The 22,141-nt window shown below is 71.2% G+C and carries 17 protein-coding genes; 15 read left to right on the top strand and 2 right to left on the bottom strand.

Annotation, left to right across the window (positions count from 1 at the left end; genetic code table 11):
* The coding region (locus tag BLW47_RS23910; protein WP_217634937.1) for an RICIN domain-containing protein at positions 1 to 993 on the top strand (993 nt) is incomplete at its 5' end.
* 83 nt (positions 994 to 1,076) lie between these two features.
* Here BLW47_RS23910 and BLW47_RS23905 read toward each other — a convergent pair.
* Positions 1,077 to 1,847, bottom strand: coding sequence for a FadR/GntR family transcriptional regulator (locus BLW47_RS23905; RefSeq protein WP_091562764.1), 771 nt, complete (start codon positions 1,845 to 1,847; stop codon positions 1,077 to 1,079).
* A 145-nt stretch (positions 1,848 to 1,992) separates the two neighbouring features.
* On the opposite strand from BLW47_RS23905, the gene BLW47_RS23900 reads away from it, so the two are divergent.
* Genes BLW47_RS23900 through BLW47_RS23865 form a run of 8 tightly spaced genes read left to right on the top strand, consistent with a single transcriptional unit; the run spans position 1,993 to position 9,951 of the window.
* The gene (locus BLW47_RS23900) at positions 1,993 to 3,258 is read left to right on the top strand and encodes an ABC transporter substrate-binding protein (RefSeq protein ID WP_091562760.1); all 1,266 of its coding nucleotides are present in this window, start codon (positions 1,993 to 1,995) and stop codon (positions 3,256 to 3,258) included.
* 40 nt (positions 3,259 to 3,298) lie between these two features.
* Positions 3,299 to 4,234: a carbohydrate ABC transporter permease gene (locus BLW47_RS23895; protein WP_091562787.1), complete on the top strand. Its 936-nt coding sequence runs from the start codon at positions 3,299 to 3,301 to the stop codon at positions 4,232 to 4,234.
* The gene (locus BLW47_RS23890) at positions 4,234 to 5,061 is read left to right on the top strand and encodes a carbohydrate ABC transporter permease (RefSeq protein ID WP_091562756.1); all 828 of its coding nucleotides are present in this window, start codon (positions 4,234 to 4,236) and stop codon (positions 5,059 to 5,061) included. The genes BLW47_RS23895 and BLW47_RS23890 overlap by 1 nt, the downstream gene beginning before the upstream one ends.
* Before the next feature lies 1 nt (position 5,062).
* Positions 5,063 to 6,286, top strand: coding sequence for a mandelate racemase/muconate lactonizing enzyme family protein (locus BLW47_RS23885; protein ID WP_091562753.1), 1,224 nt, complete (start codon positions 5,063 to 5,065; stop codon positions 6,284 to 6,286).
* 50 nt (positions 6,287 to 6,336) lie between these two features.
* On the top strand, positions 6,337 to 7,362 hold the full coding sequence (locus tag BLW47_RS23880; protein WP_091562751.1) for a zinc-dependent alcohol dehydrogenase: 1,026 nt from the start codon (positions 6,337 to 6,339) through the stop codon (positions 7,360 to 7,362).
* Entirely contained in the window at positions 7,359 to 8,120 is a 762-nt protein-coding gene (gene kduD, locus BLW47_RS23875; protein WP_091562746.1) for a 2-dehydro-3-deoxy-D-gluconate 5-dehydrogenase KduD, read from the top strand. Before BLW47_RS23880 ends, kduD begins: the two co-directional genes overlap by 4 nt.
* Complete coding sequence (locus tag BLW47_RS23870) at positions 8,117 to 8,971, top strand: amidohydrolase family protein (protein WP_091562742.1); 855 nt, start codon at positions 8,117 to 8,119, stop codon at positions 8,969 to 8,971. The genes kduD and BLW47_RS23870 overlap by 4 nt, the downstream gene beginning before the upstream one ends.
* Positions 8,968 to 9,951 (top strand): aldo/keto reductase, encoded by a 984-nt coding sequence (locus tag BLW47_RS23865; protein ID WP_091562738.1) that lies wholly within the window; start codon positions 8,968 to 8,970, stop codon positions 9,949 to 9,951. The genes BLW47_RS23870 and BLW47_RS23865 overlap by 4 nt, the downstream gene beginning before the upstream one ends.
* A gap of 121 nt (positions 9,952 to 10,072) precedes the next feature.
* On the opposite strand, the gene BLW47_RS23860 is transcribed toward BLW47_RS23865, so the two are convergent.
* Positions 10,073 to 13,627: a ThuA domain-containing protein gene (locus BLW47_RS23860; protein ID WP_091562734.1), complete on the bottom strand. Its 3,555-nt coding sequence runs from the start codon at positions 13,625 to 13,627 to the stop codon at positions 10,073 to 10,075.
* 519 nt (positions 13,628 to 14,146) lie between these two features.
* On the opposite strand from BLW47_RS23860, the gene BLW47_RS23855 reads away from it, so the two are divergent.
* The 6 genes from BLW47_RS23855 (at position 14,147) to BLW47_RS23830 (ending at position 22,126) form a co-directional block, all read left to right on the top strand.
* Positions 14,147 to 15,658: a sugar ABC transporter ATP-binding protein gene (locus BLW47_RS23855; protein WP_091562730.1), complete on the top strand. Its 1,512-nt coding sequence runs from the start codon at positions 14,147 to 14,149 to the stop codon at positions 15,656 to 15,658.
* A complete protein-coding gene (locus BLW47_RS23850) occupies positions 15,655 to 16,629 on the top strand; it encodes an ABC transporter permease (RefSeq protein WP_091562726.1) in 975 nt (324 codons plus the stop codon). The genes BLW47_RS23855 and BLW47_RS23850 overlap by 4 nt, the downstream gene beginning before the upstream one ends.
* Before the next feature lie 32 nt (positions 16,630 to 16,661).
* Entirely contained in the window at positions 16,662 to 17,612 is a 951-nt protein-coding gene (locus tag BLW47_RS23845; RefSeq protein ID WP_245737045.1) for an ABC transporter permease, read from the top strand.
* A gap of 10 nt (positions 17,613 to 17,622) precedes the next feature.
* On the top strand, positions 17,623 to 18,804 hold the full coding sequence (locus BLW47_RS23840; protein ID WP_245737034.1) for a substrate-binding domain-containing protein: 1,182 nt from the start codon (positions 17,623 to 17,625) through the stop codon (positions 18,802 to 18,804).
* Positions 18,805 to 18,810: 6 nt separating this feature from the next.
* Entirely contained in the window at positions 18,811 to 19,662 is an 852-nt protein-coding gene (locus tag BLW47_RS23835; protein WP_091562779.1) for a sugar phosphate isomerase/epimerase family protein, read from the top strand.
* A 73-nt stretch (positions 19,663 to 19,735) separates the two neighbouring features.
* The gene (locus BLW47_RS23830; protein ID WP_217634935.1) at positions 19,736 to 22,126 is read left to right on the top strand and encodes an RICIN domain-containing protein; all 2,391 of its coding nucleotides are present in this window, start codon (positions 19,736 to 19,738) and stop codon (positions 22,124 to 22,126) included.
* Positions 22,127 to 22,141: the final 15 nt, after the last annotated feature.

The following is a 22,141-nucleotide window of genomic DNA, read 5'->3' as shown; positions in this document are numbered from 1 at the left end:
AACCAGCAGTTCCGGCTGGCTGACTCGGACGGCGGCCACATCCGGCTGGTCAGCCGGCACAGCGGCAAGGTGGTGGAGGTGCAGGGCGCCTCCACGGCGGACGGTGCGAACATCGTGCAGTACGCCGACTGGAACGGCGCCAACCAGCAGTGGCAGCTGGTCCGGATGGACGGGGGCGGCGGCACCCCGCCGCCGACGGGCGGCAGCGGGTGCGGCAAGGCGCCGACGCTGTCCAGCGGCACGCACACGATCCAGAGCAACGGCAAGAGCCGCCAGTTCATCCTGCGCGTCCCCAACAACTACAACAACAACAATCCCTACCGGCTGATCTTCGCGTTCCACTGGCGCGGCGGCACTATGCAGGACGTCTCCTCCGGCGGCACCAGCGGGGCCGCCTGGTCCTACTACGGGCAGCAGGAACAGTCGAACAACAGCGCCATCCTGGTCGCACCGCAGGGGTTCGGCAACGGCTGGGCCAACGCCGGCGGTGAGGACGTCACCTTCGTCGACGACATGATCCGGCGGATCGAGAGCGACCTCTGCGTCAACCCCCGGCAGCGGTTCGCTCTCGGCTTCAGCTACGGCGGCGGGATGAGCTACGCGCTGGCCTGCGCGCGGGCCGACGTCTTCCGGGCCGTCGCGGTCATCGCCGGCGCGCAGCTCAGCGGGTGCAGCGGCGGCACGCAGCCGATCGCGTACTTCGGGCTGCACGGCATCTCGGACAACGTCCTCAACATCTCCATGGGGCGCTCGCTGCGCGACACCTTCGTCCGGAACAACGGATGCACCCCGCAGAGTCCGCGGGAGCCGGCGGCCGGCAGCCGTACGCACATCACCACCGCCTACTCGGGGTGCCGCTCCGGGTATCCGGTGCAGTGGGCCGCCTTCGACAACGGCCACATGCCCGGTCCGGTGGAGGGGACGTATGCCGAGAGCGGCGTCACCACCTGGACCAAGGGTGAGATCTGGCGGTTCTTCGCGCAGTTCTCCTGATTCGGATCAGCAACGTGGCTGATGCCGAGCAGACGGGGCGGCCGCCATCCCGTACCGCGGGGTGGCGGCCACCCCGCCGCCGGTCACCGTTGCAGCCGGTCGGGTCGGCCGGAACCGCTGCGCCGGACCAGCCAGGCCTCGGTGATGTGAGTGAACATCGCCTCGGCGGCGCCGTCCGGGTCGTGGGCGGCGATGCGCTCGTAGATGCGGCGGTGCCCCTGGTTGGACGCGACGCACAGGGACCGCTCGGTGCGACCCATGTACCGGGCGGTGTTGGCGACCTGGCTCTCCAGCGCCCGCACGACGCCGCGGGCGATCCGGTTGCCGGAGGCCTGCATCACCGTGTCGTGGAACGCCCGGTCGTGTTCGTGGTAAGCGACGTGGTCGTCGACCAGTTCGTCCATCCGGTCCACCAGCCGGCGCAGTTGATCGATGACCGGCTGATCGGCCACCCGGGCGGCGACGTTGGCCATGTCGGACTCCAGTACGCGGCGGGTCGCGACGAGGTCGTCGAGGATGGCCAGACTGTCGTCCTCGGCGATGGTCGCCGCGAGCACCAGCTCGTCGAGCATGTCCCACATGGACGGCGGGGTGACGGTGGTGCCGGCGCCCTGGCGGACGTGCACCAGCCCCTTTTCCTGGAGGATCTTCACCGCTTCCCGGACGACGGTCCGGCTGACCGAGAAGGTCTCGCACAGGATCGGCTCGGGGGGCAGGGGAGTCCCCGGTGGATGCACGCCGCGGACGATCCGCTCGACCAGCTCCGCGGTGACCGCTCTGGCCAGGTTCGCCGGTCGACGCGTCCAGGCCGGGGCCTGCGAGGTGTGCACGGGTGCCTCCCGCGATGCCGTCATGTCCCCTCCGATGGCTCGCCGTGCGCGATGCCGCCACGACCCATGGACAGCTTACGACTGACGCTTGACGTCATACGTGATACGAGTAACGTTGGCCTCGGTCGGTTCCCCCGCCGGCGAGCCCCTCACTCCAAGGTGGACCGCGATGAAAACGCGAGTTGTCTGGTCGGCCGTCCTCGTCGCGGGACTGGCGCTGACCGGTTGCGGCGCCGCCACCGGCCCGAAGTCCTCGCCCGGCGGCGAGGCCGGCAAGCTGGTGGTGTGGGACTGGAAGTCCGGTGAAGCCAGCGCCGCGTCGTACGTCGAAAAGGCAAAGGCCGACTTCGCCCGGAAGCACCCGGGCGTCGAGGTCGAGTTCGTGGCGCAACCGTTCGACCAGTACTACACCCTGCTCGGCGCGGCGATCCAGGCCGGCCGGGGCCCCGACGTCATCCTGTTCAACGGCGGCGGCCAGCTCCGGGACCGGGTGGACGCGCTGACGCCGCTGGACGGGTACGTGGCTGATGACAAGCAGCGGCTGGCCGGCTGGGAGGCGTTCAGCAAGGACGGCAAGGTCTACGCCGCCCCGGTGACGTTGCAGGGTCACCCCATCTACTACAACAAGGCGCTCTACGAGAAGGCCGCGCTCGACCCGGCGCGCCCGGCGACGACGTGGAGCCAGTTCGTCGCCGACTGCGCCGCCCTGGCGAAGGCGGGCGCCACGTGCTTCGCCCTGGGCAACAAGGAGGGCGCCGGCATCCAGTTCTGGCTCTCGGCCCTGGGCTCCGGCGTCCTCACCGCGCAGGAGTACGACGCCTGGATCGCCGGGCGGCGCGACTGGAAGTCACCCAACGTCAGGCGCATCTTCCAGCTCTGGAAGGAGGCCGGCGACGCGGGCCTCAACAACCAGGGGGCCAATTCCACCGCGATGTTCAACGACTCCTTCGCCCTCTTCCAGTCCGGCAAGGCGGCCCACATCATCGGCCTGATGTCGGACGTGGGGCACTGGAAGGACTTCAGCGAGTTCCTGACTGCCGACAAGCTGGGGGTGCTGGACGCCCCGGTCGTCACCCCGGGCAGCACTCCGAGCCTGCCGTACGACGGCGGCATCGGCTACGGGGTGGCAAAGTGGACGAAGGTTCCCAAGGTGGCAGCCGACCTGGTGCGTTCCCTGACCTCCACCGAGGCGTTGCAGGCCTTCTATCAGGCGGCCGGCGCGATCGCCGCGGACACGACGATCGACGTCTCGCAGGGCGGGCCGGCCGTCGCGACGATCGTCTCCCGGCTCAGGACCGGCAAGCCCGCGCTGCACGTGGCGCTCTCCTCCAAGACCCTGGAGCTCATGGGGCGGCTCTCCCAACAACTGCTCAGCGGCTCGGTCACCGTGGACGAGGTGGTGAAGCAGTTGGCCGCTTCCGACCAGGCGGGCTGAGCCCGTGCCGACCGGAAACGCGCCGCCGTCGGTCCGCCCGATGACCACCGGGCGGACCGACGGGGCGAGGGTCGTACGCCCGGGCGGCGCGGGTGCCCGGCGGGGCCGCGCCGGCCCGAGGGCCGAGCGTTTCGCCCCCTACCTCCTGCTCGCCCCCGCTGCCCTGGTCATCGTCGTGCTGCGGCTCTACCCGTTGCTGCTCGGCGTCAACTTCTCCTTCACCGGCGACGGCGAGCGCAACGGGGTGGCCGTCGGCCTCGACAACTACCTGGAGCTGCTCCGGGATCCGCTGTTCCGCACCGCGCTGAGCAACGTCGGGCTGCTGGTGCTGCTGCTGCCGGTGGCGGTGGCGATCCCCGGCCTGCTCGCCACGTTCATCTACCTGCGGGTGCCCGGCCACCGGCTCTACCGCAGCGTCTACTTCTTTCCCGGGGTGCTCTCCCCGGTGATCGTCGGAGCGATCTTCAACCTCCTGCTCGCCTTCGACGGCCCGTTCAACGCTCTCCTCGGTGCGGTCGGCATCGACGCCGTGGACTGGCTCGGCGACCCGGGCGTCGCGATGTTCGTGGTGGTCGGCGTGCACGTCTGGGCGACCTTCGGAATGGCCCTGGTGGTGTTCCTCGCCGGGTTCGCCACCCTCGACGCCGGGCTCCTGGACGCGGCCCGGGTCGACGGGGCGTCACTGCTCCAGGTCATCCGGCACGTGATCGTCCCGGGACTGGCGCGCACCATCCAGTTCGTCGCCGTCACCACCATGATCGGGATGCTGACCTCGATGTTCGGTCTGCTCTACGTGATGACCAGCGGCGGCCCGGAGGGCTCGACCTACCTGCCGGAGTACTACATCTGGATCCAGCAGGGTCAGATGAACCGGCCGGCCCTCGCCTCGGCCGCCTCGACGGTTCTCTTCCTGGTCATGCTCGGCGTCGGGTTGCTCCAGATCAAGCTGCTCAGGCGCGCCGGGAGGGAGGACTGATGTCGCACGCCCGGCTGAGCCGGTGGCTGCTGGCGATCCCGATGTCGCTGCTCGCGCTGGCCACGCTCTATCCGCTGCTGTTCACCGTCAACGTCGCGATGAAGACGCGGCGCGACTACGTCCTCGACCGGTTCTCCCTGACCGACGCGCTGCGCTGGGAGAACATCAGCACGGCGTGGGGCAGCGTCGGCCTGGGGCGCTACTTCGCCAACTCCCTGGTCGCGGTGACGTCGTCGGTGCTCCTGCTGCTCCTGCTCGGATCCATGGCCGGCTTTGCCCTGAGCCAGCTGCGGTTCCGCGGCTCGTCGGCGCTGTTCGTGGCATGCCTGGCGGGGCTCTTCGTGCCGTTCCAGGTGATCATGGTGCCGCTGGCCCGGATCATGGCCGACAGCCGGCTGATCGACACCTACCCCGGCCTGATTCTCGTCTACGTGGCCCAGTTCCTGCCCTTCACGGTGTTCCTGATGACGAGTTACTACAAGACCATTCCCGGGGAGATCGTCGACGCGGCCAGGATCGACGGCAACAGCGTGTACGGCGTCTACCGGCGGATCATGCTGCCCCTGGGCACCCCGGCCCTGCTGTCGGTGGGCATCCTCGACGCCCTGTTCTGCTGGAACGACGTCCTCATGTCGCTGGTGATGATGCCCTCGGCAGACCACCGGACGCTCATGGTCGGCGTGACCGCGCTCAAGGGGCAGTACGCCGACGACATCCCCACGTTCGCGTCCGGGGTGTTGATCGCGGCCGTACCGGTCCTCGTGGCCTACCTCTTCCTCCAGCGCCAGATCGCCGACGGGGTCGCCGCCGGCGCCACGAAGGGCTGACATGCGGGTTATCGGCTATCGAACCCTCGACACCGTCCAGGAATGGGGACGGCCGGTCGGCGACGCCAACGGCGTCTACGCCGACGGCGTCGTCCCGGTGTCGCTCGTCATCGTCGACACCGACGAGGGGATATCCGGGGTCGGCCTCGGGCCGCACGTCGAGATCGAGCGGATCTTCGCGGCCGTCGAGGGCGAGGACCCCCGCGCCGTGACGAGCCTCTACGACCGCATGTTGCGGCACACCTTCAAGGCGGGGCACGCCGGTCCGGTCTTCGGCACGATCGGCGCGCTCGACACCGCGCTGTGGGACATCAAGGCGCAGGCCGCCGGTGAGCCGTTGTGGCGGCTGCTGGGCGGCCGCGATCGGCGGGTGCCCGCCTACGCGTCCGCATTGGACATCGCGCTCACCGACGACGAGCTCGTCGCCGCGTACCAGGTCTATGCCCGGCACGGGCTGCGCGCCGCCAAGCTCAAGGGCGGCCTGGACATCGAGCGTGACCGGCATCGCCTCTGCCTGGTCCGGGAGGTGCTGACCGAGGCCGGGCGGGGACTGCGTCCCGGCCTGATGCTCGACGTGAACGAAGCCTGGACCCGCAAGCAGGCCGTGCGGCACGTCGGTGAACTCGAACGCGTCCTGGATCTGATCTGGATCGAGGAACCGGTGCGGCGCTGGGACGCCGACGGCCTCGCCGCCGTCGGCCGGGGGATCCGGGCGGCGGTCGCCACCGGCGAGAACCTCACCGGGCTCGAGCAGTATCGGCCCCTGCTCACGGCCGGCGCCGTCGACATCGTCCAGACCGCCGCCGTCTGGGGGATCACCCACTTCCTGCGGGTATCCGCGCTGGCACACGCTCACGACCTGCCGGTCAGCCCGATCGGCAACAGCCCGATCGGGCTGCTGCACGCCGCCACCGCGCTGCCCAACCATCTCACCAGCGAGTTGCAGGACCTGTCCGCGCCGGTCGGCGTCTCCCTCGACGTGCACGTCGAGGACGGCGCCTTCGTCCTGGGTGACTCGCCCGGCCTGGGTCTCCGGATCGACGAGGACCGGATCCGGGCGGCCGCCCGGACCCGGGACGACCACCGGGCCCAAGGGCCCGATGTCCGGCCGGAGCGGGCCGGACGACGGCTGCTGGGCGGCACCGACCGCGTCGCTGCCGGCTGGCCGCGTCCCGCCCCGCCGCTGCGCGCCCACAACGACGTGTCGCCGACCGTACGCCCCTGAGCCGGCCCCGCTGTCCGTCCACCGCACCGAGCCTCGACACGGAGTATCCGATGAAGACAGTCGTCTACCGAGGGGCGCGGCGCCTCGCGATCGAGGAACGTGACCCGCGGCCGCCGGGCCCCGGCCAGCTGCGGATCGCCGTGGCCTACGTCGGGATCTGCGGCACCGACCTGCACGTCTACCACGGCGACCTGGACGCCCGGGTCGCCGCCCCGGCGATCATCGGGCACGAGATGTCCGGCCGGGTCACCGCGGTGGCCGCGGACGTCATCGGCTGGTCCGTCGGCCAGCCGGTCACCGTCATGCCGACCCGGTCGTGCGGGTGGTGCCCGGCTTGCCGGAGCGGGCACCCGCACGTCTGCCACGCCATGGACTTCCTCGGCCTCGACTCGCCCGGCGCCATGCAGTCCTCCTGGAACGTGCCGGCGGATCTGGTCGTGCCGCTGCCCGACGAATTGCCACTCGAGCACGCGGCGCTGGTCGAGCCGGTCGCCGTCGCGGTGCATGACGTACGGCGGGCCGAGGTGACCGCCGCCGACCAGGTCGTCGTGGTCGGCGGCGGACCGGTCGGGGTGCTCATCGCCACGCTTGCGCGGGGTCGTGGCGCGCGGGTGCTGCTCGTCGAACCCGACCCGTACCGGCGGGCGGTCGCGGACGGCATCGGGCTGGAGGTCGTCGACCCGCACGCGATCGACGTGGTGGCCCTGGTCGACGAGCGCACGGCCGGCACGGGCGCGGACGTGGCCTTCGAGGTCTCCGGCGCCGCCGCCGGCGTCGCCACGGCGGTCGACGTGCTGGCCGCCCGGGGGCGGTTGGTGATGGTGGCGATTCATCCCCGGCCCCGTCCGGTCGACCTGCACCGGTTCTTCTGGCGGGAGCTGGAGCTGCGCGGCGCCCGCCTGTACCGGCGCGAGGACATGGCCGAGGCGGTCCGGCTGGTCGGCTCGGGCGCGGTCCCGGCGCGTCAGCTCATCTCCCGGATCGAACCGGTCGAGGCGGCGACCGCCGCCTTCGCCGCCATGGAGCAAGGCGGCGTGCTGAAGGTGCTGCTCGACCTGCGGGAGGACGCCCGATGAGCGATCCGTTCGACCTGTCCGGGCGGCTCGCTGTGGTGACCGGCGCCCGGCGCGGCATCGGCCTGGCCATGGCCGAAGCCCTGGCCCGGGCCGGCGCCGACATCGTCGGTGTCTCCGCGCGGCTCGAGGCCGACGGCACCGAGGTGCAGCGCCGGGTGCGGGCGGCCGGCCGCCGGTTCACCGCGCTGCGGGCCGATCTCGCCGACCGGGCGGCCGTGCACCGGCTGGCGCGCACGCTCACCGAGCTCGGGCCGGTCGACATCCTGGTCAACAACGGCGGCACGATAGCGCGCGCGCCGGCCGTCGACCACCCGGACGAGATGTGGGATCACGTCATCGAGGTCAACCTGAGCAGCCAGTTCGTGCTGAGCCGAGCGATTGGCCGGACGATGCTCGAACGCGGCCACGGGAAGATCATTTTCACCGCCTCCCTGCTGAGCTTCCAGGGCGGCATCACCGTCCCCGGCTACGCCGCCGCCAAGTCGGGCCTGGCCGGGCTCACCAGGGCGCTGGCCAACGAGTGGGCGGCCCGCGGCGTGAACGTCAACGCCATCGCCCCCGGCTACGTCGCCACCGACAACACCCGGGCGTTGCGCGACGACCCCGACCGGGACCGGGCGATTCTGGCCCGGATCCCGGCGGGCCGCTGGGGCCGTCCGGACGACCTCGGCGGTGCCACGGTGTTCCTGGCGTCGGCGGCGTCGGACTACGTCAACGGGATCGTGCTTCCCGTCGACGGAGGGTGGCTGGGCCGATGACCGGCATCGTCGACGCGCACCACCACCTCTGGGTCCGGGCGCGGCACCCCCAGCCGTGGATCGACCCGCTCACCATGGCGGCGATCGACGCAGACTTCGACATCGACGACCTCGCTCCGCTGGCCGCGGCCGTCGGGGTCACCGCGACCGTCGTGGTGCAGTCGATCGCCACCGAGGCGGAGACGGCCGACCTGCTCGGCGTCGCGGCCGGCAGCGACCTCGTCCGCGGGGTCGTCGGCTGGGTGGAGCTGACCGCCGAGGATGTCGCCGACCGGATCGACCGGCTGCGGGCGGCGCCCGGCGGAGACCGCCTCGTCGGCATCCGCCACCTCGTGCAGGACGAGCCCGACCCGGCGTACCTGGACCGGCCGGACGTGCGCCGGGGGATCGCGGCGGTGGGAGCCGCCGGCCTGGCCTTCGATCTGCTGGTCCGCCGGCACCAGCTGCCCATGGCCGCGCGGCTGGCGCGCGACCTGCCCGAGGTGCGATTCGTCCTCGACCACCTGGGCAAGCCCGCGCTGGACGGCCCGGGGATCGCCGACTGGGGCCGCGACCTGCGCAAGCTCGCGGCCGCGCCGAACACCACGGCGAAGCTCTCCGGTCTGGCGACCGAGATGCGGCGCTCGCCCTGGGCGCCGGCGCACCTGCGGCCGGCCGTCGAGCACGCCCTGCAGGCGTTCGGCCCGGACCGGTTGATGTTCGGCTCGGACTGGCCGGTGAGCCTGCTCGCCACCGCGTACCCCCGCTGGGTCGAGGCCGTGGCGGAGCTGCTGGCGGAGCTGCGCGATGCCGACCGGGCGGCGATCTGGCGGCACACGGCGGGGCGGGTCTACCGGCTGGAGCTGCCGTGAAGGACCGACCGCTGCCGCGCCGACCGGCGGTACGCCTGAGCGAGCTCGGCTTCGGTGCGGCGCAGGGCGGCAATCTCTACCGGGCGACCACGGAGGAGGAGTTCGCCACGGCGGTCGACACCGCGTGGGAGGCGGGCATCCGGTACTACGACACCGCGCCCCACTACGGCCTCGGGTTGTCCGAACGCCGGCTCGGCGCCGCGCTCCGGCACCGGCCCCGCGACGAGTACGTGGTGTCCACAAAGGTCGGACGGCTGCTCGTGCCGACGCCCGGGAACGCGCATCTGCGCGACCCCGACGGCTTCGACGTCCCGGCGAGTCACCGCCGGGTGTGGGACTTCAGCCGCGACGGGGTGCGCCGCTCGCTCGAGGCGAGCCTGCGGCGCACCGGGCTGGACCGGTTCGACGTCGTCTATCTGCACGACCCCGACGGCCACTGGGAGCAGGCCGTCTCCGAGGCCCTGCCGGCCCTGGTCGAGCTGCGCGAACAGGGCGTCGTGGGCGCGGTCGGCGCCGGGATGAACCAGTCGCCGATGCTGGCCCGGTTCGTGCGCGACACCGACGTCGACGTGGTGATGTGCGCCGGGCGGTACACGCTGCTCGAGCAGGGCGCGGCCGGCGACCTGCTGCCCGCCGCCCAGCGCCGCGGGGTGGGCGTGGTGATCGCCGGTGTCTACAACTCGGGGCTGTTGTCCCGGGACCGGCCGGCGGCCGACGCGCCGTACAACTACCAGCCGGCCCCGACGGAGATGGTTGAGCGGGCACGACGCATCGGCGTCGTCTGCCAGACCTACGGCGTCACGCTGCCCCAGGCCGCGCTCGCCTTCGTGCGCCGGCACCCGGCCGTCGTCTCGACGGTCGTCGGGGTGCGCGACGGTTCTCAGGTGACCGAGACCGTGTGCCGCTGGCAGGCCCCGGTGCCGGACGACCTGTGGGACGCGCTGGCGTCGGCCGGGCTGCTGTCGGAGCCGCCGCGGTAGCCGCTGCCGCGCCGCCGGTCCGCTGTGGAGGGCCGGCGGCGGCGTACGGTCGGGCCCGGCGGGACCGGCTCCGCGGTGCGCGGAGCCGGTCGGCGGGCGTACTGGTCGGCGGGGGCGGCCGTCACGCCGGGCTGAACCGCCACTGCTGGTTGGTGTCCCCGTGGCAGGTCCACTGCACCAGCCGGGCGCCGTCGCTGGTGGCGCCGCCGTTGACGTCCAGGCAGAGCCCGCTCAGCACGCTCTTCACCGTGTATACCCCGGCGGTCCCGGTCGCCGTGGCGGTGAACTTCTGCTGGTTGCTGTTGTTGCAGGTGGCCTGCTGGAGGAAGGCCCCGGCCGCCGTGGAGCCGCCGGTCACCTCGGCGCACTTGCCGCTGTGCACCGCCTTCAGATAGACCGCGCCGCCACCGGCGTCAACCGCCTGCCACTTCTGGTTGGCGCCGCCGGTGGCGGCCCACTGGTGAATCTGCGCGCCGTCGGCGGTGGACACACCGCTGACATCCATCAGCTTCCCGCTGTGCTGGGCGGTGAGCGTCCAGGTCTGGCCGGCCACGCCGCCGGGACCGCCGGTGCCGCCGGTGCCGATGCCGGGCCCGCCGAAGGTGTACGAATCGAGGTCGAACCAGTTGTTGCCGCTGCCCTTGAACACCACGTACAGGGTGTGGGTCCCGGCCAGGGCGGTGACGTTGACCGGAGGCGTGGACTGGTAGTTGTCCCAGCCACCGGTGCTGGGCACCGGCGTGGTGGCCAGCAGCGTGCCGGTCGGCGAGCCGGCGCGCAACTCGATCGAGCCGCCGCCGGACGGCGACGACAGCCGATAGCTCACGGTCGTGATGCCGGTCAGGTTCATCGGGGTGAACGCCAGCCAGTCGTTGTTGGAGATGTCCCCGACTCGCTTGCCGCTTTCGGCGCCGGCCTGGTCGACGATCCGGGTGCCGGACTGGCTGTTGTAGTACTCGGCCTGCTTGTGCTTGGGCTGGAGGATCACCTGCGCGTGCCCGGTCAGGGGGGCCGCGCCACCCGCGCCGCCGTTGTCGGTGTAGCGGGCGTTGAGCACGTAGAACAGGTTGGCGCCGTCGGGGTGCCCACCGAGCAGGTCGGTGGAGACGGTGCCCGAGCAGCCCTGATATTCGGTCGTCTCGTGCGCGTGGTCGTCGTGGCCGAGCGCGGGGTTGAGCACCACCTTGGCGCAGTCGATTGAGCCGCCGTCCGGGTCGGAGACGCTGATCTGGTACGACACCCGGTCGCCGAAGGTGAGCATCCCGCCGTTGGGTGGGGTGGTGATGGTGACCACCGGCGCGGTGTTGCCGACGGTGATCTGCACGTTGGCGAAGCCGGACTTGCCGGTGTTGTCGGTGACCTTCAACTGCGCGTTGTAGTTGCCGTTGACGGTGTAGACGTGCGACGGGTTGGCCGCCGTCGAGGTGGTGCCGTCGCCGAAGGTCCACTGGTAGCTGATCGTGTTGCCGGGGTCGGGGTCCATCGACCCGGCGCTGGAAAACTGGACGGTGAGCGGAGCATTGCCGTTGGTGGGCGTGCCGCTGGCCTTGGCGATCGGCGACCGGCCGCCCTGCACGTAGTCGATCCGGTAGAGCCCGGAGTCGCTGTTGCCGCCGCCGAAGTTGGTGCCCCACTCCAGCAGGTAGAGCGAGCCGTCCCGGCCGAACTCCATGTCCATCGGGCTGTTGAACCGGGCCGTCGGCAGGAACGGGTTGGTGCGGGTCACCGCCGTGGCGGAGTCGAAGTGCACCTCCTTGACGTAGTCGCGCGACCACTCGTAGAAGAAGTGGACGCCGTCGTAGTAGGGCGGGAACTTCGTCGCGGACGGGTTGGCCGGGTCGTACCGGTAGACCGGGCCGCCCATCGGGGCCGAGCCACCGGAGCCGAGCTCCGGGAACGTCGGCGAGGTGCCGTAGCCGTACCAGAGGTTGGGCGCCACGACCGGTCGCAGACTGGTCAGGCCGGTGTTGTTGGGCGAATTGTTGACCGGCGCGGCGCAGTTGAACTTCGCGCCGACCGCGCCGGTGTCCGGGTTGTACGGAGCGTAGGGCTGGTTGTCGCCGTGGCAGAACGGCCAGCCGTAGTTGCCCGGTCCTTTGATCACGTTCAGCTCGACGAGCCCCTCGGGGCCGCGGTTGGTGGTCGGGGGGTTCCGGTCGGGTCCGTAGTCGGCCAGGTAGACCCAGCCGTTGGCCGGGTCGATCGAGAAGCGGAACGGGTTGCGGAAGCCCATTGCGTAGATCTCCGGCCGGGTCTGCGCCGTGCCCTGCGGGTAGAGGTTGCCCGCCGGGATGGTGTAACCGCCGCTGGCCTGCGGCCGGATTCGCAGCAGTTTGCCGCGCAGGTCGTTGGTGTTGCCGGCGGTCCGGGCGGCGTCGAGCATCTGCTTGCCGGGCCGCCAGTCCAGCGGGGCGTAGCCCTGCCAGTTGGGGTCGAGGTTCGGCGGCACGTCGTCACCCGTGCCGATGTAGAGGTTCCCGTCCGGGCCGAAGTCGATGTACCCGCCGGTGTGACCGGGCTCGGAGAAGGTGCGGTCCCGGTACGCCGGGATGTCGATGATGGTGACCTGACTCGACATGTTCAGCGTGTCACCGGTCAGCGTGAAGCGGGAGACCCGGTTGACGTCGGTGGAGCTGTTGGCCGGCGAGTGGTACAGGTACACGTACCCGTTGCTGGCGAAGTTCGGGTCCAGCGCCAACCCGGTGAGGCCGTCCTCACCGCCGGTGTAGACGCTGAGCGTGCCAGCCGTGACCGTGCTGTTCGTGCTCGGCTTGAAGATCTTGACCTGACCGCCGCGCTGGACGTACAGCACCCGCCCGTCCGGCGCCACGGCCAGCGCCATCGGGTCGACACTGTTGCTGTCGAGGGTGCGCTTCTCGAAGTTGCCCCAGACGGTGCCGCCGCAGTCGCCGGGCTTGTTGCCGGCCGCCCACTTCACCCCGCCCAGGACGTGGTCGCGGAAGGGTGTCTCGCTGTACGACGCCGCGGCGTGCCCCATGGCGGTGGCCCAGACCTTGCCCCCGGCGACGGTGCGGCACCAGGAGATCGGGTGGTCGTGCCCCATCCCCCGGGGGCCGGGGTTGTAGGTCCGCTCGTCCGCGGTGACCAGGACGTGCACGGCGCCCCGCGGGTTCTGGTCGAAGTTGTACCACTCCTCGCTGCGGACCCAGCGGTCCGGCAGGCCGGCCGTCGAGGGGTGCTTCTTGTCGGCGACGATGGCGGTGCCCTGCAGCACTCCGGGGGAGTGCTCCGGCATGTGCGCCCCGGCGTTCACGGTCTGGTCCCACCAGGGGTACTCGCCCTCGATGCCCATGTCCATGGCGTTGTGCACGGCGACGATCCCCTTGCCGCTGGCGAGGAAGCCCTCCACCGCCTGGCGTTGGGCCGCCGAGGTCCACACCATGCCCGAGGTCTGGAACATGATGAGGACGTCGAAGGTGGCCAGGTTGGCCGGGGTGAACACGTTCGCGTCCTCGGTGTGCACCAGCTCGAAGTTGTTCGCCGCCGCCTGCTGTTGGAACATCGCGACGCCGGCGGAGATCGAGTCGTGCCGGTAGCCGGTGGTCTTGGTGAAGAGCAGGGCCCGGAAGGCCGGGGCGGCCGATGCCGGCGGGGCGATCGCGAGCGACAGTAACAGGCCCGCGATCACCCCGATGATCCATGTGTTGCGACGCATGGGGTCTCCTAGTTCAGGCGGACAACGGGGGATCACGACCACGGGCCCGACCGCGTGTCAGGGGGCGCCGGGGCGGCAGGGCAGGGGCCGTCGGGCGGTCGTCGTGCCGGGGTCGGCACTGACGGCGACCTTGGCAGGAACGTCACACACAGTGACGTGTGCGCGTTCCCTGGCTCCCGTGGTCGGAGCACCCAGGACGAGATATACATCGGAGGACGCCAATGTTCTCGTTCACACTGCCTGTCCGTCCGAGGTGGAGCTGGCCGCTCCTGGTTACGCCCTGTCGGCGACGCTGTCGATCGGGGCGTTGGCTGGCCGGAGCGTTAATCGAGGATTGCGGAGAGGTATCGAAACATCTATCTTCATACGTGTGATGTTTTGCTCATGTCAAGCTGTTTGGAGCACGCAAACATCGGGTCATCCGTGGGGGCGGAGGCTGGTCGTCGGCCCCGGCTCTGCGGCCACCTCGACGCCGCGCGTACCGATCCTGTTGGTCACTACCGTGAGTGACGGTCGGTGATGGCGGATCCCCGGCCGCGGCCGTTGCTCGCGCTGCGCGGCATCGGCAAGTCGTTCCTCGGGGTGCGCGTCCTGGCGGATGTCGACCTCGACCTCGGGCCGGGCGAGGTGCATGCCGTGGTCGGCGAGAACGGCGCCGGCAAGTCGACCCTGATGAAGATCGTCTCGGGGGGCTACCCGCCGGACGAGGGCAGCGTCGTGTTCAACAATGAACGGCGCGCGTTCCGCGGCCCGCGCGACGCCCAGCGGGCCGGCATCGGCATCATCCACCAGGAGTTCAACCTGCTGCCGGAGCGCACGGTGGCGGAGAACGTCTACCTCGGCCACGAGCCGCTGCGCCGCGGCCTGGTGGACCGCCGGGAGATGCTCGACCGCACGTCCCAACTGCTCGCCTCGGTCGGGGCCGCCGCCCTGCCGGCCGACGCCCGGGTGGGGCGGCTCGGCGTCGCCCAGCAGCAGATCGTCGAGATCGCCAAGGCTCTCGCCCTGGACGCGCGGCTGCTCATCATGGACGAGCCGACCGCGGCGCTGGCCGACCACGAGGTCGCGCTGCTCTACGGGCTGGTGCGCCGGCTCCAGCAGCGCGGCATCGGCCTGCTCTACGTCTCACACCGGCTCACCGAGGTCTTCGACCTCGCCGACCGGATCACCGTCCTGAAGGACGGCCGCCGGGTGACCACCGTGCCGACCGCGGACACCACTCCTGACGAGCTGGTGCGGCACATGGTGGGGCGGGAGCTGTCCAGCTACTACCCCGACCGCGCCGCCCCCGACGACCTCGGCCCGGTGCGGCTCACCGTACGCGACGGCGGGAACCGGAAGCTGCACGGCGTGCGCCTGGAGCTGCGGGCCGGCGAGGTGCTCGGCGTCGGTGGCCTCCAGGGCTCCGGGCGGTCGGCGCTGGCCCGGGCGCTCTTCGGCGTGGCCCCGTTCTCCACCGGCCACGTCACGCTCGACGGCAGGCCGGTCCGACTGCGCTCGCCCCGCGCGGCGCTGCGGGCCGGCATCGCCTACGTCACCGAGGACCGCAAGGGCGAGGGGATCGTCGCCCGGCAGTCGGTGCTCGACAACGCGCTGCTCGCCAGCCGGTCGATGGGCCGGGCGTGGTCCCGCCGCGCCGCGCGGTCCGTACGGATCCGGAATCTGCTCGCCGCCGTGGACGTCCGTGCCGCCGGTTACGACCAGGAGATCCGCTTCCTGTCCGGTGGCAACCAGCAGAAGGTAGTGCTGGCCCGGTGGCTGGCGCTCAACCCGCGGATCGTGCTCTTCGACGAACCGACCCGGGGCATCGACGTGGGCGCGAAGTCGGCCATCCACGCTCTCGTGCGCCGTCTCGCCCGCGCCGGCGCGGCCGTTCTGATGATCTCCTCCGACCTGCCGGAGCTGCTCGGGATGAGCGACCGGATCCTCGTCATGCGGGAGGGCCGGATCGCCGGGGAGCTGCCCGCTGGCGCGACCGAGGAGGATGTGGTCGCCCTGGCGGTGGGTACGGCGCGGGAGACGGTCGCGTGAGCGCCCAGTCGTTGCTGCCGGCGCGCTGGCCGGTGCCGGGCGTGTTCGTGGCCCTGGTGCTCACCGTCGCGATCGGCGGGCTGGTGGTCGCGGTCGACGGCGGTCAGCTTTTCCACCAGGCGACCGTGGTGAGCCTGCTGCATGTCGCCGCCGGGCTGGGCCTGGTGGCCGTCGGCCAGACCCTGGTCATCGTCGGTGGCTCGCTGGACCTGTCGGTGGCCTACCTGATCAGCCTGAGCACCCTCGTGGCCGCCGAGACGATGAACGGCAGCGACGGGGCGGTGCTGCCGGCGGTCGGCCTGGCGCTCACCGTCAGCGCCGGCGTCGGGCTGCTCAACGGGCTGCTGGTCACCCGGTTCCGGATCAACGCGTTCATCGCGACCCTCGGCGTCGGGCTACTGCTCAAGGGCTACCTCGACAACGGCTACGACGGGCCGGCCGGCGTCACCGCGCCCACCCTCGTGCGGACCCTGGGCTACCAGCGGATCGGGCCGGTGCCGCTGTCGTTCCTGCTGCTGGTCGCCGTCACCGCGGCGGCCTGGTTCACGCTCGCCCGGACCCGCTTCGGCCACCACCTGGTCGCGGTCGGCGGCGATCCGGAGGTCGCCCGCCTCTCCGGCGTGCGCAACGACCGGGTGCTGGTCACCGCCCACGTGTTGTGCTCGCTCTGCGCCGGGCTCGCCGGGATCTACCTCGCCAGTCGGCTCGGCGCGGGCGCGCCCCGGGTGGGCACCGAGGGACTCTACGACCTGGAGTCGATCGCCGCGGTGGTGCTCGGCGGCACCGCTCTCGCCGGCGGGCGCGGCGGCGTCGCCGGCACCGTCGGCGGTGTGCTGCTGCTCGCCAGCATCGACGCGATCTTCAACCAGCTCGAGGTCGACGCCTTCTTCAAGCAGGTGATCCGGGGCGCCGTCATCATCGCCGCGGTCGCCGTCTACGCCCGCCGGGCCCTGCGGAGAGGGCGGTCGTGAACATGATGACAGTCCAATCCCGACCGTTGCCGATGCGGCCGCGGGTACGCCCCGGCGGCCTGCTGCCCATCCTCGCGATCCTCGGCGTGCTGCTGGTCCTGGTCGCCGTCCGGCAGCCCGACTTTTTCGCCCCGCCGTCGCTGATGTCGTTCCTCGGCCGGTCGGCGCCGATCATCCTGCTCGCCGCCGGTCAGTACTTCGTGATCGTCTCTGGCGAGTTCGACCTGTCGATCGGGTCGCTGGTCACCGCGCAGGCGGTCATCGCCGCCCGGCTCATCGACGGCGAGCCGGCCCGCACCTGGCCGGTGGTGTTGCTGCTGCTCGGCTGCGGAGCGCTGGTCGGGCTGGTCAACGGTCTGATCACCACCCGGCTGCGGGTGCCGTCGTTCATCACCACCCTCGGCATGTTTCTCATCCTCGTCGGCGCGGTCTACTACTGGTCCGACGGCGCACCCAAGGGCGCCCTCTCTGAGGAGTTCCGCCGGTTCGGCCGGCGGGCCGTCGAGGACGTGCCACTGCTCGGCCGCATCCCGTACGCCCTGCTCGTGCTGCTCGCGCTCGGCGCGCTGGCCGTGCTGGTGGCGCGCTCGGACTTCGGGCGCACGCTGGTCGCCGTCGGCGACAACCCGCGCACCGCCGAGCTGAGTGGGGTACGCGTCTGGCGGCACCGGACGATCGCCTTCGTCCTCAGCGGCGTCGCGGCGGCGGTGGCGGCGATCCTGCTCGGCGGCTACAGCGGGGTGTCGTTCCAGGCCGGCGCCGGCCTGGAGTTCGCCGCGATCACCGCGGTCGTCCTCGGGGGTGTCGCGCTGGGCGGCGGTCGCGGATCGGTCGCCGGCGCCATGCTCGGCGCGCTGACCCTCGAGCTCCTGCTCGCCCTGATGAATTTCTACGGCGTCTCCGGCGCCCTCAGATCGACCGTTCAGGGCGCGATCATCCTGCTCGCCGTGGCGCTCTCGGCATCGCGTTCACCGTCCAGATAGGGGAAACATAGTGCGACGTTGCATGGCGGCGCTGGCCGCCGTCACCCTGCTCTCCCTCGCCGCCTGCGCGACCGACGAGCCGGCCGCGAGCCCGTCCGGCAGCCCGACCGCCAGCGCGGCGGGCACCGGGGAACAGTCGAAGTTCTTCGTGCGGGCCGACTACGAGGCCGAGCTCGCGCTGCTCGACGCCGCGCCGACCGGCCCGGCCGACAAGCCGTGGGAGCAGGCGCTCAACCCGACGATGGTGGAGACCGCGAAGTTCAAGCGGCGCGGCCCGCACAAGCTCTGCTTCTCCAACGCGGCGCTGAACAACCCGTGGCGGCAGGTCGGCTTCAAGACCATGCAGGCCGAGGTCGAGGCGCAGCGGAGCCGGATCAGGGAGTTCGTGCACGTCGACGCCGAAGGCAAGGACCAGAAGCAGATCGCCGACATCAACGACCTGCTCGGCAAGGGCTGCGACGCGCTCGTCGTCTCGCCGAACACCACCGCCACGCTCACCCCGGCCGTCGAGGCGGCATGCAAGGCGGGCCTGCCGGTCGTCGTCTTCGACCGGGGCGTGAACACCAGCTGTCCGGTGACGTTCATCAACCCCATCGGCGGCTACGGCTTCGGCCACGTCGGCGCGGAGTTCGTCAGCCAGCGGATGAAGCGCGGCGGCAAGCTGCTCGCCCTGCGGATCCTGCCCGGCGTCGACGTGCTGGAGACTCGCTGGTCGGCCGCGAAGGTCGCCTTCGACAAGGCGAACGTCGATGTCGTCGGCGTCGAGTTCACCGACGGCGACCCGGCCAAGACCAAGAAGATCGTCAACGACTACCTCCAGCGGTACGGCACGATCGACGGTGTCTGGATGGACGCCGGCGCGGTGGCGGTCGCCGCGGTCGAGGCGTTCCAGGACGCCGGCAGGCCCGTGCCGCCGATCAACGGTGAGGACCAGCTCGACTTCCTCAGGATCTGGAAGCAGGCGGGCCTCACCGCGATCGCGCCGACCTACCCGACCTACCAGTGGCGTACGCCGATCATCGCCGCGCTGCGGATCCTCGACGGCCAGCCGGTGGCCAACCCGTGGAAGCTGCCGCAGCCGACGATCACCCAGGAGAACCTGGACCGCTACCTCGACCCGGACCTGCCGCCGCTGCACTACGCGATGTGCGGCTGCACCGACCTGCCGGGCTACCCGCGGCGCTGGAAGTAGGTGCCGGTGTACGCCATCGGCGTCAACCCCTGGGTGTGGGCCTCGCCGGTCGACGACCGCGCCCTGGCCGAGCTGGTCCCGCGGATCGCCGGGTTCGGCTTCGACGCGATCGAGCTGCCGATCGAGCAGCCCGGCGACTGGGACCCGGCCCGCACCCGGGACCTGCTGGCGGCGTACGGCCTGACCGCGGCCGGCGTCTGCGCGGTCACCCCGCCGGGACGGGAGCTCGTGGCCGCCGCCCCGGCCGTCATCGCCGCCACAGTGGGCTATTTGATGAGCTGCGTGGACAGTGCCGCGGCGATCGGCGCGCCATGTGTCGGGGGCCCGGTCTACGCCTCGGTCGGCCGCACCTGGCGGATGACCCCGGCGGCCCGCGCGGGCTGCTACGCGGACTTCCGCCGGGCGCTGGCACCGGTCGCCGAGCACGCCGGTGAGCGGGGTGTGTCGATCGGGGTGGAGGCGCTCAACCGCTACGAGACGAGCGTCGTCAACACCGTCGAGCAGACCGTCGAGCTGCTCGACGGCCTGCCGTCGCACGTCGGCATCATGCTCGACACCTATCACCTGAACATCGAGGAGGCCGACCCGTACGCGGCCGTCGCCCTCGCCGGGTCGCGCATCAAGCACGTCCAGGTCAGCGGCACCAACCGCGGCGCGCCCGGCGCCGACCACTTCGACTGGCCGCGGTTCTTCGCCGCCCTGCGCGCAACCGGGTACCGCGGCGCGGTCTGCATCGAGTCGTTCACCACGGAGAACGAGTCGATCGCGACGGCCGCGTCGATCTGGCGTCCGCTCGCGCCGTCGCAGGACCGACTCGCCCGCGACGGCCTGGGCCATCTGCGCCGGATCCTCCGATGAGCGGCGTCATCGCGTCGGTGGCGGGCGTCCGGTCAATCCATCCCACCGTTCCCGACCAGAGAAGGAGCATCCGGTGTTCGTACCCTCACCCCCTACCGCGCCCGGGCGGGTGCTGGCCGCAACCGCGGCGGCGACGCTGGCCGCCGCGGCCGCCGTGTTCACGTCCGCCACGCCGGCGCTCGCCGCCACCACGACCCTCTACGTCTCGCCTTCCGGTAGCGGCACCAGTTGCAGCGCGGCCCAACCGTGTTCGCTGACCGCCGCGCAGACCGCGGTGCGAGCGCTGACCGGCTCGATGTCCGGCGACATCGTCGTGCAACTGGCCGACGGGGTGTACCGGCTCTCGTCGCCGCTGCGGCTGACCGCCGCCGACTCCGGCACGAACGGATACCGGGTGGTGTGGCAGGCCGCGCCGTCGGCGCGGCCTGTGCTCACCGGCGCCCGGGCGGTCACCGGCTGGTCCCTCGCGGACGCCGGCCGCAACATCTGGCGGGCGAACGTCGGCGCCGGGGTGGACAGCCGGCAGCTCTACGTCGACGGGGCGATCGCCACCCGGGCGCGCACCCAGGTCAACCGGGGCGACTTCACCGCGGACGCCACCGGCATGAGGTTCACCAACAGCGCCCTGAGCTATCTGAACAACCTGGGCAACCAGAGCCGGATCCAGATGGAGAGCGTCAACTCGTTCACCGACCGGTACGTGTCGGTGCAGAGCATCAGCGGAAACCTGATCCGGATGCAGCAGCCCGGCTGGAGCAACAACAACTTCGGGTACGACACCTTCACCAGCCCGCACCGGGCCGGGCCGCTCTATCTCAGCAACGCCTACGAGTTCCTGGACGCGCCGGGGGAGTGGTATCTCGACCCGGGCAGCGGCGCACTCTCCTACATCCCGCTCGCCGGCCAGAACATGACGACGGCCCGGGTGGAGCTGCCGACGCTGCAGTCCCTGGTGCAGGTCGGCGGCACGTACGACGCGCCGGCACACCACCTGACCTTCAGCGGGATCACCTTCACCGGCACCAGCTGGCTCGGCCCGAGCGGCAACCAGGGCTACGCCGACCAGCAGACCGGCGCCTACATCCAGGGCAACTGGAACTGGCCCGGCTTCAGCACCTGCCACAACGGCTGTTCGCAGTTTGAGGCCACCCGGCCCAACTGGCTCCAGTCACCCGCCGCCGTGCAGGTCTCCGCGGCCAACAACATCACCTTCACCGACGCCCAGTTCGTCAATCTGGGACAGACGGCCATCGGGATCGGCAACGACGCCAACGCCCACGCCAGCGGGGTCGGCCTCGGCGCCAGCAACATCACGATCACCCGGTCCGAGATCGCCCGCAACGTGGCCGGCGGCATCGTCGTGGGCGGGGTGCGCGCCGACGCCCACCACCCGAGCGACCAGCGGATGGTCAACCGGGACATCACCATCAGCAACAACCGGCTGCACGATCTGGGCGTGGAGCACCGGGGCATCGTCTCGGTGCTCACCACCTACGTCACCAACGCCACCGTGTCGTACAACGAGGTCTACAACATGCCGTACACCGGCATGTCCATGGGCTACGGCTGGGGATCCAACGACGCCGGCGGGAGCAACCACTACGCCGACCGTGGCCTGTACAACTATCAGCCGCGCTACAGCACGGCCACCACCGCGTCGAACAACCGGCTGATCGGCAACTACGTGCACGACGTCATGCAGCAGATGAACGACGGCGGGTGCATCTACACCCTGTCGGCCAACCCGGGCGGCCTGATCAGCGACAACTACTGCCTGCGGACCAATGGCCACTTCGGGCTGTATTTCGACGAGGGCTCGCGCTACTACACCGCCCGCAACAACGTCTTCTCCGCCACCGGCACCTGGGCCACCGCCAACTACTGGTTCGCCGAGAACATGGGCAACTTCACGGTGACCAACAACTGGTCGAGCAACGGCAGCACCAACGTGACCAACGGCGACCGGGGCAACGTCGTCTCCGGCAACGTGACGGTAACCAGCGGCAACTGGCCGGCCGGAGCCCAGGCGGTGATGGCGGCCGCCGGACCGCAGGGCGGCGGTGGCGGTGGCCAGCAGACCGGGCAGATCGTCGGCGGGCAGTCCGGCCGCTGCCTCGAGATCGGTGGGTCGAGCACGACCAACGGCACCCAGGCGCAGCTCTGGGACTGCCAGGGCGGGACGAACCAACGGTGGACGTACACCGCCGGCCGGCAGCTGATGGTGTACGGCAACAAGTGCCTCGACGCGTCGGGACAGGGCACCGCCAACGGCACCCTGGCGATCATCTGGGACTGCAACGGTCAGGTCAACCAGCAGTGGAGCGTCAACTCCAACGGCACCATCACCGGCGTCCAGTCCGGGCTCTGCCTCGACGCCAGCGGCCAGGGCACCGCCAACGGCACCAAGGTCCACCTCTGGGCCTGCCACGGCGGCAGCAACCAGCAGTGGACCCTGCGTAGCTAGCTGAAAGCGGGCCGG

It is taken from the genome of Micromonospora pattaloongensis (genome assembly GCF_900107255.1).
Classification (GTDB): domain Bacteria; phylum Actinomycetota; class Actinomycetes; order Mycobacteriales; family Micromonosporaceae; genus Micromonospora_I; species Micromonospora_I pattaloongensis.
This window is presented reverse-complemented; position numbering and strand designations above follow the sequence as displayed.